At 69.5% G+C, this 16,564-nt stretch carries 15 protein-coding genes; 8 read left to right on the forward strand and 7 right to left on the reverse strand.

Annotation, left to right across the window (positions count from 1 at the left end):
• Positions 1 to 53: 53 nt before the first annotated feature.
• From ATK30_RS25890 to ATK30_RS25910, 5 genes are all read right to left on the reverse strand, one after another.
• Entirely contained in the window at positions 54 to 1,085 is a 1,032-nt protein-coding gene (locus ATK30_RS25890) for an ABC transporter ATP-binding protein (RefSeq protein ID WP_101437799.1), read from the reverse strand.
• Positions 1,082 to 2,179, reverse strand: a complete 1,098-nt coding sequence (locus tag ATK30_RS25895) for an ABC transporter ATP-binding protein (protein WP_101437800.1) — start codon at positions 2,177 to 2,179, stop codon at positions 1,082 to 1,084. Before ATK30_RS25895 ends, ATK30_RS25890 begins: the two co-directional genes overlap by 4 nt.
• Positions 2,176 to 3,135 (reverse strand): ABC transporter permease, encoded by a 960-nt coding sequence (locus ATK30_RS25900; RefSeq protein ID WP_244194728.1) that lies wholly within the window; start codon positions 3,133 to 3,135, stop codon positions 2,176 to 2,178. Before ATK30_RS25900 ends, ATK30_RS25895 begins: the two co-directional genes overlap by 4 nt.
• Positions 3,128 to 4,108, reverse strand: a complete 981-nt coding sequence (locus ATK30_RS25905) for an ABC transporter permease (RefSeq protein WP_101437801.1) — start codon at positions 4,106 to 4,108, stop codon at positions 3,128 to 3,130. The genes ATK30_RS25900 and ATK30_RS25905 overlap by 8 nt, the downstream gene beginning before the upstream one ends.
• Positions 4,109 to 4,295: 187 nt before the next feature.
• Complete coding sequence (locus ATK30_RS25910; RefSeq protein ID WP_101437802.1) at positions 4,296 to 6,044, reverse strand: ABC transporter family substrate-binding protein; 1,749 nt, start codon at positions 6,042 to 6,044, stop codon at positions 4,296 to 4,298.
• A 658-nt stretch (positions 6,045 to 6,702) separates the two neighbouring features.
• Between ATK30_RS25910 and mshB the strand changes: the two genes are divergently transcribed.
• From mshB to ATK30_RS25925, 3 genes are read left to right on the forward strand one after another with little or no spacing between them, the layout of a single operon-like run.
• Positions 6,703 to 7,530 (forward strand): N-acetyl-1-D-myo-inositol-2-amino-2-deoxy-alpha-D-glucopyranoside deacetylase, encoded by an 828-nt coding sequence (mshB, locus tag ATK30_RS25915; protein ID WP_101437803.1) that lies wholly within the window; start codon positions 6,703 to 6,705, stop codon positions 7,528 to 7,530.
• Positions 7,527 to 7,928, forward strand: a complete 402-nt coding sequence (locus tag ATK30_RS25920) for a hypothetical protein (RefSeq protein ID WP_101441079.1) — start codon at positions 7,527 to 7,529, stop codon at positions 7,926 to 7,928. Before mshB ends, ATK30_RS25920 begins: the two co-directional genes overlap by 4 nt.
• Complete coding sequence (locus ATK30_RS25925; protein WP_101437804.1) at positions 7,921 to 8,712, forward strand: hypothetical protein; 792 nt, start codon at positions 7,921 to 7,923, stop codon at positions 8,710 to 8,712. Before ATK30_RS25920 ends, ATK30_RS25925 begins: the two co-directional genes overlap by 8 nt.
• Before the next feature lie 4 nt (positions 8,713 to 8,716).
• On the opposite strand, the gene ATK30_RS25930 is transcribed toward ATK30_RS25925, so the two are convergent.
• Entirely contained in the window at positions 8,717 to 9,475 is a 759-nt protein-coding gene (locus tag ATK30_RS25930) for a site-2 protease family protein (RefSeq protein WP_101437805.1), read from the reverse strand.
• Between the two features lie 223 nt (positions 9,476 to 9,698).
• Here ATK30_RS25930 and ATK30_RS25935 point away from each other — a divergent pair, with 223 nt between their 5' ends.
• Entirely contained in the window at positions 9,699 to 10,022 is a 324-nt protein-coding gene (locus ATK30_RS25935; protein ID WP_037355639.1) for a WhiB family transcriptional regulator, read from the forward strand.
• A 480-nt stretch (positions 10,023 to 10,502) separates the two neighbouring features.
• Complete coding sequence (locus ATK30_RS25940; protein WP_101437806.1) at positions 10,503 to 13,808, forward strand: glycosyltransferase family 2 protein; 3,306 nt, start codon at positions 10,503 to 10,505, stop codon at positions 13,806 to 13,808.
• Positions 13,809 to 13,936: 128 nt separating this feature from the next.
• Here ATK30_RS25940 and ATK30_RS25945 read toward each other — a convergent pair whose 3' ends face one another.
• On the reverse strand, positions 13,937 to 14,365 hold the full coding sequence (locus tag ATK30_RS25945; RefSeq protein WP_101437807.1) for a metallopeptidase family protein: 429 nt from the start codon (positions 14,363 to 14,365) through the stop codon (positions 13,937 to 13,939).
• A gap of 116 nt (positions 14,366 to 14,481) precedes the next feature.
• Here ATK30_RS25945 and ATK30_RS25950 point away from each other — a divergent pair, with 116 nt between their 5' ends.
• The 3 genes from ATK30_RS25950 to ATK30_RS25960 all read left to right on the forward strand — a co-directional run bounded on the left by ATK30_RS25950 (position 14,482) and on the right by ATK30_RS25960 (position 16,562).
• Positions 14,482 to 14,835, forward strand: coding sequence for a DUF3499 domain-containing protein (locus tag ATK30_RS25950; RefSeq protein WP_101437808.1), 354 nt, complete (start codon positions 14,482 to 14,484; stop codon positions 14,833 to 14,835).
• A gap of 75 nt (positions 14,836 to 14,910) precedes the next feature.
• Complete coding sequence (locus ATK30_RS25955; protein WP_101437809.1) at positions 14,911 to 16,266, forward strand: phosphomannomutase/phosphoglucomutase; 1,356 nt, start codon at positions 14,911 to 14,913, stop codon at positions 16,264 to 16,266.
• 68 nt (positions 16,267 to 16,334) lie between these two features.
• Entirely contained in the window at positions 16,335 to 16,562 is a 228-nt protein-coding gene (locus tag ATK30_RS25960) for a Trm112 family protein (protein WP_101437810.1), read from the forward strand.
• The last annotated feature ends 2 nt before the right edge of the window (positions 16,563 to 16,564 follow it).

The raw sequence follows: 16,564 nt of genomic DNA on the forward strand, positions 1-16,564 counted from the left end.
ACATGCGAAAGGGGCCCCGCACGGACAAGTGCGAGGCCCCTTTCGTCGCCGCGTCAGATCAGCTGCAGGCTTTCCGCGAAGTGGCACGCCACCGGGTGCGCGTGCCCGCGGTCGATCAAGGCCGGCTCCTCCGTCTTGCACTTCTCGCGACCGGCGTCGTCCAGCTCGTTGGCGAACTTCGGGCACCGGGTGCGGAACCGGCAGCCGGACGGCGGGTTGGCCGGGCTGGGCACGTCACCGGTGATCACGATCCGCTGCCGCGTCCGCTCCTTGCGCGGATCCGGCACCGGGATCGCCGAAATCAGCGCCTGCGTGTACGGATGCGCCGGAGTCTGGAACAGCTCCTCCGACGGCGCGGTCTCCACGATCTTGCCGAGGTACATCACCGCGATCCGGTCCGCCACGTGGCGCACCACCGAAAGGTCGTGCGACACGAACAGGTACGACAGCCCGAGCTCCGCCTGCAGGTCCTTCAGCAGGTTGAGCACACCGGCCTGGATCGAGACGTCCAGCGCGGACACCGGCTCGTCCAGCACCAGCACCTTCGGCTTCAGCGCGAGCGCGCGGGCGATGCCGATGCGCTGCCGCTGCCCGCCGGAGAACTCGTGCGGGAACCGGTTGCCGTGCTCCGGGCGCAGGCCGACGGTCTTCATCAGGTCGCGGACCTGTTGTTTGCCGCCGTTCTCGTACAGCCCGTGGATGCGCAGCGGTTCGGCGATGATCTCGTTCACCGGCAGCCGCGGGTCGACCGAGGCGTACGGGTCCTGGAACACGATCTGCATGCTGCGCCGCAGCCGCTGCAGTTCGCGCTTGCCCATCGTCGCGAGGTCTTTGCCCTCGTAGGTCACCTTGCCGCCGGTGAGCGGCTGCAGGGCCAGCGCCACCCGGGCGGTGGTCGACTTGCCGCACCCGGACTCGCCGACCAGTGCCAGCGTCTCGTGCGGGTAGATGTCGAACGACACGTCCGACACCGCCTGCACCGCGCCCGAGATGCGGCGGATCAGGCCGCCGCCGCGGATCGGGAAGTGCTTGACCAGGTTCTGCGCGGAGAGGACGGGCGTCTTTCCCGCCGTGGCCTCGCTCATCGGTTCGTCTCCGTGTCGGTCGCGACGGCGTCCACGGCGACCGGGACGGCTGCCGCGTCGGCCGAGGTGGCGCTGAACAGCTCGGCCGGGTTCTTCCCGACGACCTGCTCGGTGAAGTGGCAGGCCGCGTGCTGGCCGTTCGGGCCCGCGACCAGCGCGGGCTCCTCCTCGTCGCAAATCGGCTGCGACAGCGGGCAGCGCGGGCTGAACGGGCAGCCCGGCGGCATGTTCTGCGTGGCGGGCGGCGAACCGGTGATCGGCGTGAGCCGGTCGGTCTTCACGTCCAGCCGCGGAAGGCTGCCGAGCAGGCCCAGCGTGTACGGCATCCGCGGGTTGTAGAAGATGTCGTCGACCGTGCCGGACTCGACGACCTTGCCCGCGTACATCACGTGCACCCGGTCGGCCTGGCCGGCGATCACGCCGAGGTCGTGCGTGATCAGCACCATCGCCGCGCCGGTTTCCTTCTGCGCGGCCTGCAGCGCCTCGAGGATCTGCGCCTGCACGGTCACGTCGAGCGCGGTGGTCGGCTCGTCCGCGATGATCACGTCCGGGTTGTTGGCCATCGCGATCGCGATCACCACCCGCTGGCGCATGCCGCCGGACAGCTGGTGCGGGTACTCGTCCGCGCGCTGCTTCGGGTTCGGGATGCGGACCAGGTCGAGCAGTTCGACGGCCTGCTTCTTCGCGACGTCCTTGCGCACGTCGTGGTGCGCGGTGATCGCCTCGGCGATCTGGTCGCCCACCGTGTACACCGGGTTCAGCGAGGTCATCGGGTCCTGGAAGACCATCGCGATGCCCCTGCCGCGGACCTTGTTCAGTTCCTTCTCGTTCGACTTCAGCAGGTCTTTCCCGCCGAACCGGATCGAGCCGGTCACCCTCGCGGTCTTCGGCAGCAGGCCCATCACCGCGAGCGAGGTCACCGATTTGCCGGAGCCGGATTCGCCGACGATGCCGAGCACCTCGCCGCGGCGAAGCTCGTAGTTCACGCCGCGCACGGCGCTGACCACGCCGTCGCCGGTCGGGAACTGCACGGTCAGGTCCTCAACGACGAGGACGGGATCGCCGCCGCGTCCTTGCGAGCCGTTCTGGGTCATGCGCGCACCTTCGTCTGCTGGGGGTCGAACGCGTCCCGCAGGCCGTCCCCGATGAAGTTGATCGTCAGTGCGATCAGGATGATGAAAATGCCCGGGAAGTAGAACAGCCACGGCCGCGTGTCGATCGCGGTCTGCGCGCTGCTCACGAGCAGCCCGAGCGAGGTGTCCGGCGGCTGCACGCCGAAGCCGAGGAACGACAGCGCCGTCTCGAGCAGGATGGCGATCGACACGAGGATCGTCAGGTTGACGATGATCGCGCCGAGCGCGTTGGGCACCAGGTGCCGGAAGATGATCCGGCTGTCGCTCGCGCCGAGCGCCTTCGACGCCTCGATGAACTCCTTCTCGCGCAAGGAAAGCACGACACCGCGCGCCACTCGGGACACATACGCCCAGTAGAGGCCGCCGATGACGACCGCGATCAGCCACCACGTGCCGCCGGACTGGTGGCCCAGGACCGCGGCCACCGCGAGCAGCGGCAGCGTGAGCACGAGGTCGGCGATGCGCATCAGGATCGTGTCGAGCCAGCCGCGGTAGTACCCGGCGACCGCGCCCCAGACAGTGCCCACGACGGTCGCGAAGATCGCCACGAGGATCGAGATCTGCAGAGAGATCTGCGTCCCGCGCATCACCTGCGCGAGGGTGTCGTGGCCGACCGCGTCGGTGCCGAACGGGTGGTCGCCCGAGGGCGGGGCCGAGTTCTGCTCGGTGATGTCGGCCGCGTTGTACTTCCAGATCGCCGCGCCGACGTAGGCGAACAGGATGATCAGCACGAACACGACGAGGCTGATCATCGCGAGCCGGTGCTGCAGGAACCGCCGGAACACCAGCTGCGACTGGCTGCGTTCCTTGACCGTGAACTCGCGTTCCGGCGCGCCCTGCGGGGTCTGCGGGTCGTCCGGAGCGAACCGATCGCCGCCCAGGGTGGTGGGCGGGGTGTCGAATACGTCGTTAGGCATAGCGGATCCTCGGGTCGAGCAGGCCGTAGAGCAGGTCGGCGATCAGGTTGAGCAGGATGATGAACGTGGCCGCGATGAGCAGCCACGCCTCCACCGCGTACACGTCGCTGCGCTTGATCGCGTCCAGCAGGAAAGCGCCCGCACCCTGCCATTGGAACACGGTTTCGGTCACCACGGCGCCGCCGAGGATCGAGCCGATGTCGAGTGCGGTCACCGTGGTCAGCGGGATCAGCGCGTTGCGCAGCGCGTGCTTGCGCGTCACCGTCCAGCGCGGCAGGCCCTTGGCCCTCGCGAGGCGGACGTAATCGCTGTTGAGCACTTCGAGCATCGACGCGCGCTGGTAGCGGCTCCAGGCCGCGTAACTGGTCAGCGCGAGCGAGATGGTCGGCAGGATCAGGTGGCCGAGCACGTCGCCGAACTGGGTCCAGAACCCGCCCGCGGCGACCACCGACGAGGAACCGATCGTGTAGAAGACCTGGTCGCCGACCGTCGTGTTGATCGAGATGCCGATCTGCTTCAGCACCAGCGCGAACCAGAACGACGGCATCGACAGGAAGAGGAAGCCGAAGAAGGTCGCGGTGTAGTCGAACTTGGAGTACTGCCGCGACGCGCTGATCACGCCGATCAGCACGGCGAGGATCAGCGCCACCACCATGGCGAGCACGATCAGCCGCAGCGTCACGCCGAACCGGCCGAACACCTCGCTGCCGATGTTCATGGTGGACTGGACCGAGGGGCCGAAATCACCGTGCAGCACGCCGGTGATCCAGTGCCAGTACCGCTCGAGAATCGGCTGGTCGAGATGCAGCCGGATGCGTTCGAGTTCGATGGTGCGAGGGGGCGGCGGCGGGTTTCTCGCGATCAGCGGGGTCAACGGGTTGGCCGAAAGCGACACCATCACGAAGACGACGAACGTCGACACGATGAGGATCGGCACCGAGACGAAAAGCCGGCGCAGTGCGAAGGCAAGCATGGAGGTCTTCCTGCTCTGGACGGTGTTCTGCCGGCGCCCGCCGCTCGTGGTGGCAGGGCCTTGGCGACGTAACGGGGCAATCGTGGTGTTCGGGAACTAAAGGGGCACTAGCTGGCGGATACGGTGAAGGGCCGGCTTCGCGGCCGGCCCTTCACCGGGTGTCCTGCGGGAATCTACCGGTCGTTGATCACTTCCGGATGCCCCACTCCGCCATGTTGTACACCGGCCCGTCGAGGGTCGAGTTGTTGCGGATGTTCGCGATCTTGTCCGACGACGCGATGAAGGTCGGCTTCTGGTACAGCGGAAGCACGTACGCGTCGCTCGACATGATCTGGTCGGCCTGGTTGAGCAGGTCCGCCGCCTTGGTCTGGTCGGTCTCGGCGTTGGCCTGCGCCATCAGGCTGTCGACCTGCGGGTTGCTGTACTTGCCGTAGTTGTTGCCCTGCCCGGTGCCCCAGTTCTGGATGGCGCCGCCGAAGGGGAACGGCGAGGCGACCCAGGCGAACACGATGACGTCGTAGTCGCCGCTGGTGGTGGTCTGGCCGAGGTCGTCGGTGGACTGGACCTTCACCTTGACGCCCAGCTGGGCCGCGGTCTGCGCGAACAGCTCGCATTCGTTCTGCCGGATCTGGTTGCCGACGGTGTAGCGGATGCGCAGCTCGGGGATCGGCTTGCCGCTCGGGTCGGACAGCTGGTTGTTGTTCAGCTTGTAACCCGCGTCGGTCAGGATCTTCTTGGCCTTCTCGATGTCACCGGAACCCTGGCCGGTCGAGCTCACCGTGTCCTTGTAGCCGGTCTGCTGCGGCACGAAGTTGTGGTTGTTGAGCGGTTCGACCTTGTTGGTGAACTGGCCGACGGTCTTGGCGATCATGTCCTTGCGGTTGATCGCGGTGAACAGCGCCTGGCGCAGCGGCTTCTGGGACAGCGCCGGGTTCTTCAGGTTGAAGTCGAAGTGCTCCCAGGTCAGGCCGAGGCCGATGAACGAGGAGATGTTCGGCATCTGCTTAACCTGGTTGATCAGGTCGACCTGCGGCTGCGGGTAGATGACCTGCACCTCGTTGTTCTGCAGTGCGGTCGGCTCCTGCGTCGCGTCGGTGATGACGCGGAAGATGACGCTGTTCAGCTTCGGCTTCGCGCCCCAGTACTTCTCGTTCGGGACCTCGGTGATCGACTGGTTGTTGACGAACTTCGAGATCTTCCACGGGCCGCCGGACCAGGTCGGGACGGTCGTGCCGAACCACTTGAACGACTGCGCGAGGCCGGCCGGGGTGTTGATGTCGCCGTGCTGCTTGGCCAGGTGCGCCGGGTACATCGCGCCGCCGGAGCTCCAGAGCAGCTTCCAGTCGGTGAACGGCTTGTCGAACACGACCGTGACGGTCTTGCCGCCGTCGGAGCCGGTGACGGACTTGACCTGGTCGTAGCCCGCGGAGCTGGCCGCGGCGCAGTCGGGGCAGTCCTTGCCGTTCTGGACCTTGTAGTTGTAGATGAAGTCGTCGGCGGAGAACGGCGTGCCGTCCGACCACACGGCCTTCGGGTTGAGCTTGTAGACCACCGTCTGCGGGCTGGTGCTGGTGACCTCGGCCGAATCGACGAAGTCCTTGTTCAGGACCGGCTTGAGGTCCGGCGTCGCGTAGAAGGTGTAGGGCAGGAGGCCCTTGGTGACCTCGCCGGTTTCGAAGACGTTGCCCTCGGCCGAGATGACGTTCCAGTTCGGGACGTTCTTCTCGATGGCGTAGGTGACGTCGCCGCCCTGCTGAAGCTGATCGGCCGGGGCCGAGTTGCACGTGTTCGGGTTCTTGTCGCAGTCGGCGAATGCCTGCCCGGTCTGCACCGCGCTGTTGCCGCCTCCGCCACCACCGCATGCGGAGAGCAGAAGGGCCGCGCCCGCGACGAACGCGCCGAGTTTCGCGGCGCGCGACCTAGTCGTCACTAACATTCATTCTCCTTGCTCGACGCCTTCGCGGGTTTGCGAGGCGGCTCTTCCTGACGCGCAAGCACCGATCTGTATCGCGTTGCTCACCGTAGCCGTGAAACTTAGGCATTGGACAGACGCCAAACCTATCGATCCGGACACTCTCAGTGAGATCGTTGCGGAACAGATATCTCGTGCCCCCTGGTTGCATCGTGGTTTCCGCACTTGATCGACTACGGTTAGTAGTTGATCACGAGAAATCGCGACCGGTTCGGGTGGCAGTTCAGTCCCGTGGGCCGGCCGGCCCGGCGGACAATAACCGCCCCGTTCCGTATGCGGTGCCCCAGCTAATGGAGCAGTCGCGCGGCCGCGACGAACCCGAAGTGACAAGAAAATGGTCCGATCTCGTGAAGCGAAACAATGCGCCCGCCGCCGGGCACGGGCGCGGACGCCCGCAACGGCGGCGGATCCCGGTGGGTGTTCCGAGCATCTTGCGTCCTCGCCTCCGTATTCCGAACCGCGGAACGTTCCGCGAACGGGAACGCCCACGGGCCGGGACGCTGATCCGACTTTGTGGGATGCCAATGCATTTTCCCGTGCACGCTGCGGTTTTCCGGTTCCGGAACGCCGCGCCGGGGGTCGGCCTCCCGGGCGCGGACCCGGCGGTCACTAACCTGAGGGCGTGAAGCGGAAGCTGCTCCTGGTCCACGCGCACCCGGACGACGAAAGCATCGCCACCGGCGGGACCATCGCGCGTTACGCGGCCGAAGGCGCCGAGGTGTGCGTCGTGACCTGCACGCTCGGCGAAGAGGGCGAAATCGTCCCGCCGAGGCTCGCGCTGCTCGTCGCGGCCGAGGCCGACCAGCTCGGCGGGTACCGGTCGGGGGAAATGGCCGCCGCGGCCGCCGCGCTCGGCCTGACCCGGCACGAGTACCTCGGCGGCATCGGCCGGTGGCGCGACTCGGGCATGGCGGGCACGCCCGCCGCCGGGCATCCGCGCGCATTCACCGGCGGTTCGGCCGCGGAGCAGACCGCTCAGCTGCGCGAACTCATCGACGATTTCGGCCCGCAGGTCGTCGTCACCTATGACTCCTTCGGCGGCTACGGCCATCCCGACCACATCCGCGCGCACGAGATCACCATGGCGGCGGCTCCGGACGCCCCGTCGGTCGAGCGGGTCTTCCACGTGGTCCAGTCCGAGGCCGCGCTCACCGTCGGGCTCGCCGAACTGCGCGCCGACGGGACATCACCGTTCCGGGTGGCCGCCGACGGCGAGCTTCCGTCCACTCCGGACGGCAAGATCACCACTGTGGTCGACATCTCCGCGCACCGGCAGGCGAAGCTGGCGGCTCTGCGCGCGCACGAAACCCAGCTGACCGTGGTCGACGGCGCGGTTCCGCACTTCGCGCTGACCAACAGCATCGCGCAGCCGATCCCGTCGGCCGAGTACTTCGTGCTCGCCCACGGCGACGGCAGCGGCGCCGAGACCGATCTCTTCGGCGGGTGGTGACCGTGTCCGCCCCGCTCACCCGCGACCAGTGGCTGATGCTGGTGCTGCTGGCGCTCGACGCGGTCGTGCTGGCACTGCTCGAACTGTTCTTCCTCCCGCTCCGGGTCGGCCCGCTCGGGGAGGTGCCGTTGCCGATCACCGCGGTGGTCGGGGCGGTCACCACGCCGTGGCTCGTGCTGACCGCGGGGAAGCTCGTGCGGCCGGGGCTGTCGTTCGTGCCGTTGCTGGTGTGGGTACTCGTCGTGTTCGGCGTCGGTCTGTTCGGCCCGGGCGGCGACGTCGTGCTCGTCCAGGACTGGCGTGCGCTGCTTCTGCTCGGCGCGAGCGCGCTGCCCGCCGCGCTCGTCCTCGGCGGCGGGCTCGGCCGGGCCGCGGCGAAGGGAGGGATGAGTGGCTGAGGCCATTTCGGACCGTCAGGTCGTGGCGATTCTGCGCCCGTTCGTCCGCGCCTGCGCCCCGATGCTCGACGCGTTGCGCGAGGCGGACCCGTTCGGCTTGCAGGCGCGTGCCCGGCGCGGCGAGGACGAATTCGCCGACGCCGGCTTCAAGAAGAAGATGCTCCACGCGCTGACGACGGTGAAGGTGCCGGGCACCGCGGGGTGGGCGGCGATGGACATCGACCAGCGCGCGAGCTGGTGGGTCAATCGCGTCGGCAGGCTCACCTCGTTGCTGACGTCGATCCCCGGACTCGGCGGCGCGCTCGCCGACCGGCTGCCGGTGCAGGACACCCTCGGCGCCGCGTCGCAGGGACTGGTGCTGTGCGCGATCGCGGGGGAGTACGGCGTGACCGACGTCGGCAGCCGCGTCCGGCTGATCGCCTCGGTGCTGTTCGAACGAGACATCGACGCCGACCTCGCGGCGGGAGCCGGCCACGACAAGTCCGCGAAGTCCGCAGAGGACAGTGAGACCGCGCGGCTCACCGAGGAACTCGACGAATCCCACCGCAAGCACGGCAAGGTCACGGCGAAAGCCGTCGCGCGGACGCTCTGGCACCTCGGCAAGTCGCTGTGGGGGATCACCGGCGAACTCGAGAAGCGCCCGCGCGGCCGGTGGATCCACCGGGCACTCGGGATGCTGCCGGTGGTCGGCGCGGCGGGCGACTATCTCGGCGAGCGCTCCGGGCTCAAAAAGGTGTACAAGCGCGCGCACGCGTGGCTCATGGCCCACCGGCAGTGGGCCTGAGCGGTCACCGCCAGAAGAGGAACGCCTTCTGCCCGATGGCGGACGCGGTCGCGTTGCCGCCGAGCGGCTCGTAGATGCCCTCGGCGATCGTCCAGAGCAGATCGGACAACGGCCGGAAGAGGAAGAACAGCGCGAACAGCGCCAGCGGCGCCCACGGCCGCACTCGCGCGCCGAACGCCCGCGCCTGCGGGGAGAGGTACGGCTCCAGCGCACCCCAGCCGTCCAGCCCCGGCACCGGCAGAATGTTGATCAGGAACGTCATCACCTGCAGCAGCGCGAGGTACGACATCGCGTAGAAAAGACCGGTCGCCATCGGGATCAGCATCGTCGCCAGGCACAGCGCGGCTCCGACGGCGAGGTTGGCGAGCGGGCCGGCCAGTGACGTCCACGACGCGGTCGCGCGGTTCCGCAGCGAGCCGCGGTTGATCCACACCGCGCCGCCGGGCAGCGGGATGCCGCCGATCAGCAGGAAGATCAGCGGAAGCACAAAGGACAGGACGGGGTCGGCGTAGCGCCGGACGTCCAGCGAGAGGTACCCCTTGTGAGCGATCTCGTGATCCCCGCCGCGGAAGGCGACGAAGGCGTGCCCGAACTCGTGGAGCGTCAGCGAAGCCATCCAGCCGCCCAGGACGAGCAGCACGACGCCCGCGATGAACATCGGGTCGCGGGAACTGAGAAGAGTCGTGGAATCACCGTATGCAGCCAGGAAACCACCGGCGACGGCGACGGCGAGGATGCCGAGGAAGATCGGGCTCGGGCGCACTGCTGATCTCTGCACCCCACCAGTCTTCCGTATGCCCGGTGTGAAGTCTTCGGCGTGTCCCCTTGCGCACCCGGGCACGGAGATCCCCCGAACTCGCTACTCGGCTTGACCTGGCCGACCTACACAGGTGTAATCACAGTGATGTCATTCGCTGTCGGAGGGGGCAGCGGGTGTCGTTTCACCACCGCCAGCCTGGGGAGTGCGTAGGAGCGAGGAGGCGGACGTGCGGTTGGAAGCGGACAACAGGGAATGGGGGCACGTCGTGGGTTGGGGAGAGAACCCGGAGCAGCAGCTCGGGGATCTGACCGACCTTTTCGACGTCCCCGAGGAGCAGGACTGGCAGGAGCGCGCCCTGTGCGCGCAGACCGACCCGGAGGCGTTCTTCCCCGAGAAGGGCGGCTCGACCCGCGAGGCCAAGCGGATTTGCCTTGGCTGCGAGGTCAAGGACGACTGTCTCGAGTATGCGCTGGCGCACGACGAGCGCTTCGGCATCTGGGGCGGACTGTCCGAACGGGAACGTCGCAAGCTGAAGAAACGCGCGGTTTAAAGGGTTTCGGCCCCCCGGTCTCCGTGGGCCGGGGGTGCGTCCCGCCGCCGCGGCAGTTGTTGCCGCGCCGGCGAGCGAGTGATGCGGCCGGTGCGACGCGGGCGGGATGGGGAGTCCTCGCCGGAGTGGTGCCGGGCACATTCGACGGATTCGCGCGGCCCGGTTCGGCGATGCGGTGAGGGCAGAAGTGCCGTCACGGCGTCGGAAAATCGGTGCTGTGCCGTGGTTCTCTTTGTGATCTTCGTCTTCTGCCGCGGAAACCTCGGCGTGCCGGGGATCTCGCGGCCGGACCGGGTGCCGCCGGTTCCCGCTGGAGCGCGCTCGCGGTATTTCGCTTGTGCCTGCCCGATCGGCCGGGACTGATCCCAGGCCGGTCCACGCGGTGGGATCCGCCGGACGCGCGGCGTGGGCCGGTGCCGGCGCGACGGCGCAGGCCGTAGGGTGACCGCACCTATCGTCCCGTCCGAGCAGGAGCCGTTCTTGCCTCGCACCGTCGTTCCGCCCGCTGTGCGGACGTTGCCCGTTCTGGCCATTGTGGTCTGTCACGACGGCGAGGAATGGCTGCCGCTGGCGCTTTCCGCGTTGCGGCGCAGCACAGTCCGTCCGCGGCACGTGCTCGCCGTGGACACCGGGTCAACAGACCGTACCCCGAAACTGCTCGCCGACGCAGCGCAGCCGGGCGCGGCCGCCGAGGAACCCGTGCTGTCCGGAGTTGTCACTCTGCCGAGTGAGACCGGGTTCGCGGAAGCGGTCGCCGAGGCCGTCGCGCACGCGGTCGAACGGTGGGGCGATCCGGGATCGTGGCTGTGGATCCTGCACGACGACTGCGCCCCCGAAGCCGACTGCCTCGACCAGCTCCTCCGCGCCGCGGAGGAAAACCCGTCCGCGAAAGTGCTCGGCCCGCTCGGCACCGACTGGACCGATCCGCGGCTGATCGTCGAGGCCGGGCTGTCCACTGACGCCTCCGGGCACCGCCAGCAGATGGCCGCGCCGGACGGCGAACCCAGCGAGGTTCTCGCCGTGCCGAGCGCGGGATCGTTGGTGCAGCGGGAACTCTGGGAAACCCTCGGCGGCTACGACGAGGACTTCCCGTTGCTGCGCGAGGATCTCGACTTCGGCTGGCGTGCCAACGCGGCCGGCTCGCTCGTGCTGTCCGTGCCCGCCGCGCGCGTCCGGCACGCTCGCGCCCTGTCCACCGGACAACGCACCCCGGACGCCGCCGGCCGTCCGCTCGCCGCGCTCAACCGTTCGCACGGCGTGCGCGTCTTTCTCGTGAACTGCTCGACGCCGTCGTTCTGGTTCGGGCTCGTCCGGCTGCCGGTCATGCTGGTGCTGCGCGCGTTCGTGTTCTTCCTGCTGCGGCGCACCACCGAAGCCGGGGCGGAACTGGCCGCGCTCGGATACGTGTGCGGGGGCAAGGGAAATCTCCGCGCGGCGCGGGCCTGGCGGCGCGATCAGCCGCGGCCGGGCACCGTCCGCGGGCTCTTCACGAGCCGGATCACGAGGCTGCGCAACGCGATCAGCGCCGGGGTGGTCGGGCTCGTCCGGCGCGGCGTGCAGAGCGACGTCGCGCTCGGGACGGTGCCGGAGAGCGTCGAGCAGGAGTCCGCGTGGATCCCGCCGGAGGCGCTCGCCGCGTCCGGCGCGCGGCCCGTCGGTCCGGACGCGTTGCCCGCTGGCGCGCTGCGCGGCCTGAGCACTCGCGGCCGGGGACTGCGCCGGCCGGGCACGGTCGTCGCGGTCACGCTGCCGGAAGCTCCGGTGTCCGAAGAGGACACTGAACCGGTCGAAGAGGTCTCGGACCACCCGTCGCCGTCGCCTCGCCCGGAACCGGCGGCTCCGGAACCGGATCTGGTGTTCGTGGAGGTCAACCGGCGACGCGTGCTCGCCGCGACCGTCTTCGCGCCGCCGGTGGTGCTGGTCGTCGTGCTGACGGCGCTGGCCTTGGTGCTCAACCGCGGCCGGCTCGGCCTCGACCTGTGGGGCGGCCAGCTGCTGCCGGTCGGCGGGCTGAGCGAGATCTGGTCGACGTACCTGTCGCCGTGGCACTCGATCGCCGGCGGCACCGGTGCGCCCGCCCCCGCGACGCTGCCGGTGCTCGGCACGATCGGCGCGATCTTCGCTCCGATCGGCGGTCCGGCCGCGCTCGTGGCGATCCTGCTCATCGGCGACATCCCGCTCGCCGCGCTCAGCGCCTACGTCGCCACCCGCAAGCTCGCCGTACGCCGCTGGGTGCGCGCCGCTGTCGCCGCGGTGTACGCCTTGCTGCCCGCTGCTACCGCGTCGGTCGCGCAGGGGCGGCTCGATGTGGTTGTGGTGCACCTCGTGCTGCCCCTCGTGATCGCGGGCATCGTCCGGTTGCTTACCCGGCCGGGCACGCGGTGGCTGCACGTCTCGGCGCTGTCCGCGTTCGGCGTCGCGCTGCTCGGCGCGTTCTCGCCGCTCGCGCACGGGCTCGCGCTCGTCGGCCTGCTGGTCGGATTCGTGGTGCTGCCCGCGCCCTCGGGCCTGGCTCGCCGCGTCGCGTCGGTCGGGATCGTGGTGCTGTTGCCGCTGGTGCTGCTGCTGCCGTGGCCGACCGTGCTCTTGCGGCATCCGGAACTGCTGCTGCAAGGCCTCGGCGGTCCGGCCGCGCCCGCGTCCACGACGGATCTCGCGGGCCTCACGCCGGGCGGTCCGGGTGCCTGGCCAACTGGGGTCGTGGTGCTCGCGGCGACGGTCGTCGCGCTCGTGGTCCGGCCGCGGAAGCAGGTCGTCGGCGGGCTGGCTCTCGCGGTGCTCGGTCTGGTCGGCGTGGTCCTGGTCCGGCAGGTGCAGCTGACGCCAATGCAGGGCGGCGCGCCTGCGTCCGGGTACGCCGGGGTTCCGTTGCTCGTGGTCGGAGCCGGGCTGCTGTGGGCAGTGCTGGCTACCTGGCAGCGCGGCGGTTCGGCGATGCCCGCGGCGTGGTTGCCGAAGGTGCTGGCCGTGGCTGGCGTTGTGGTGGTGGCCGCGCTGGCTGCCGGTGCGGTCGCGACTGGTTCGGAGGGACCGCTGACTGCAGGGCCGCGTCCGCAGCTCGCGCCTGAGGTGGCCGCGGATGTCGCTGCGACGGGGCGGTCGGTGCTGGACGTCAGTTCCGCGCAGGTGCGGCAGACCGGTGGCCGGCTGGCGCTCTTCGGCGACGACGAGCTCGCGCCGGTCAAGGGCACGCCGGAGCGGCTGGCCGAGTGGCGGCGCGGGCTCGGCCAGGGCGACGTCGCGGCGCTCAAAAGGGTTTACGCGGCTGCCGCGGCGTCTGGGGTCCAGTACGTGGTGTTGCCGGTCGGGACGGACGCGCGGGCTTTTGCCGCGGCGGCCAGTGACCTTGCCGCGGTGGCGGCGCCGATGTCGGACGGGCGTCCGACGTTGCGGTTGCTGCCTAAGTCCGGACAGGTGGCGTTGATTTCGCCGGAGCTGGCCAAACAGGCGGTGACCGGCGGGGGCGCACCGGGGACGAATCCGGGGATTTCGCCGGTGACCGCGCAGTTGCCGGATGTGCGGGTGCGGGCGTCGGAGGGGCCGACTGGGCGGTTGCTGGTGCTGGCCGCGGAGCAGGAGGCTGGGTGGCAGGCGAGTGTGAACGGGAAGGCCGTGCCGATCGTGCCTGCTTGGGGGCATCAGGTGGCGGTGTCGGTGCCTGCGCAGCCTTCGGAGGTCTCGGTGACTTTCCCGGGGACTGAGCGGGGATTGTTGCTTTTGGTGCAGTTGGCGGCGGTGTTGTTTACGGCTTTGACTGCGATTCCGTCGCGGAAGCGGGTGGGGTAGTCGCGGGCGGCTCGTCGCCTGGCGGCGACATCGCCCGGTCCTCGCGTGGGGCACCCCGAAGCTTGATTGTGCAGGGAGGCTTCGTATCGGGGTGCAGGGCGGGGGCTGGGCGCCTCGTTGTGCGTGGGTCAGTCGCCTTCGATGACGTCTGGTTCTACGCCTAGGTAGCCGGCGACTTGTTCTACCAGGACGTCGTGTACTAGGTCTGCTAGTTCTGAGGGGTCTTTCGCGCGTGCTTCCAGGGGGCGCCGGTACAGCACGATGCGGGCTCGGGTGGGCAGGCCGGATCGGTCGACTCCTGCCGGGACCAGGCGTGACAGCGGGACTGCGCCGTCGTGGAGTACGCCGTCTGCCGGGGCTCGGCCGTCCAGGGGGACTTCGGGTACGTCGTCTACTGCGACGTCCAGTTTCGTCAGCTCGTGCCGCCAGCGCGCTTCGATCGGCTCCAGTGCGTCCAGCACCAGCGCGTCGAAGCGTTCCGCCCGGCTCGCGGCCGCGGGCAGGGACGCCGGATAGAGCGTCCCGCGCAGGCCCCGGCCATGCCGGTCCCGCCGCATTCGCTGCCGTTGTCGGTAGTCACGAGCCGTCGCCACCGCCCAAGTCTATGCGGTCGCCAGGACGACGCGCGTGTCGCCGGTACTTCGCTCGCGGCGACGCGCTATCGTTTCCGATCGTGCGGAGCGTACGGAAATGTTCGCGAACGGGTTGCCTCGAACCCGCTGTCGCCACGCTCACGTATGCCTACCAGGACTCGACCGCGGTCGTCGGACCGCTGGCCACCGCTTCCGAACCGCATTCCTACGATCTCTGCGAGGCCCACGCGCTGCGGCTGACCGTCCCGAAGGGCTGGGAAGTCGTCCGCCACGAGGGGGCCTTCGCCGCTCCGGAACAGTCCGCCGACGAGCTGACCGCGCTGGCCGAGGCGGTCCGCGAGGCCGGTCGCTCCGACGTCCCGGCCGTGCAGCCCGAGCCCGAAGGGCCCTCCGGCAGGCGCGGCCATCTGCGCGTCCTCCCGGGGCGCGCCTGAGCTGTCCTCCCGCCCGGTAGGCTTTCGCCCGCGGCGCGAGTGGCGTCGCCACGGAACTAGCGGCGGGGAGAAGGCGTGCCAGACCTTTCGGGCATCGTGAAGGCCTACGACATTCGCGGCGTGGTCGGCGACCAGCTCGACGCCGCCCTCGTCCGGGACTTCGGGGCCGCGTTCGCGCTGCTCATCAAACCCGAGGCACCGGCTGTGGTGATCGGCCACGACATGCGCGATTCGTCGCCGGGCCTGGCCGAGGCGTTCGCCGACGGGGTGACCTCTCAGGGCCTCGACGTGGTGTCGATCGGCCTGGCCAGCACCGACCAGCTCTACTTCGCCTCCGGTTCGCTCAACCTGCCGGGCGCGATGTTCACCGCGAGCCACAACCCCGCGAAGTACAACGGCATCAAGATGTGCCGCGCCGGAGCCTCGCCGGTCGGACAGGACACCGGACTCGCGGAGATCCGCGACACCGTCGAGCAGGGCGTTCCCGCCTTCGACGGCCAGCGCGGCACCGTCTCCGAGCGCGACGTCCTCGGCGATTACGCCGCCTACCTGCGCAACCTCGTCGACCTCTCCGGCTCGCGGCCGCTCAAGATCGTGGTCGACGCGGGCAACGGCATGGGCGGGCACACCGTCCCGACCGTTTTCGAGGGCCTGCCGATCGAGATCGTGCCGATGTACTTCGAGCTCGACGGCACCTTCCCGAACCACGAGGCCAATCCGCTCGACCCGGCGAACATCGTCGACCTGCAGGCCAAGGTGCGCGAGGTCGGCGCGGACGCCGGGCTGGCGTTCGACGGCGACGCGGACCGCTGCTTCGTCGTGGACGAGCGCGGCGAGCCGGTGTCGCCGAGCGCGATCACCGCGCTGGTCGCGGTGCGCGAGCTGGCCAAGGAGCCGGGCGGCACGATCATCCACAACCTGATCACGTCGAAGGGCGTGCCGGAGATCGTCTCCGAACACGGCGGCAATCCGGTGCGCACGCGGGTCGGGCACTCGTTCATCAAGGCCGAGATGGCTCGTACCGGGGCGATTTTCGGCGGCGAGCACTCCGCGCACTACTACTTCCGCGACTTCTGGCGCGCCGACACCGGCATGCTGGCCGCGCTGCACGTGCTCGCCGCGCTCGGCGAGCAGAACGGCCCGCTGTCCGCGCTCACCCAGGACTTCTCGCGCTACGCGGCGTCCGGCGAGATCAACTCGACGGTCAGCGACCAGGTGGCGCGGATGATCGCGGTGAAGGACGCCTACGCGGACAAGCCCGGCGTCGAGATCGACGAGCTGGACGGGCTCACGGTGCAGCTGCCCGGCGGCGCGTGGTTCAACCTGCGCCCCTCCAACACCGAACCGCTGCTGCGGCTCAACGTGGAGGCCGCCGACCGGGCCGCGGTCGAGGCGCTCACCGCCGAGGTGCTGGCCATTGTCCGGGCCTGACCGGCTGGCGCCGGATTGTGTCCGGAAGGCGCCCTCAACACCCCAACGACGCGTGGTATGGAGGAACCATGGCCATCACGCTTGACGCACAGCTGCTGGAGATCCTCGCGTGCCCGTCGCCGGATCACGCGCCGCTGCGTCCCGGCACGCCGGACGACGCCGAGGCCGACGCGCTGACCTGCACCGAATGCGGCCGGGTGTACCCGGTCCGCGACGGGATCCCGGTGCTGCTGCTCGACGAGGCGACGCTGCCCGGCTCGGCCGGGCCCGACGCTGATCACGGCGACAGTGCTTGACC

Source organism: Amycolatopsis echigonensis (assembly GCF_002846615.1).
Classification (GTDB): domain Bacteria; phylum Actinomycetota; class Actinomycetes; order Mycobacteriales; family Pseudonocardiaceae; genus Amycolatopsis; species Amycolatopsis echigonensis.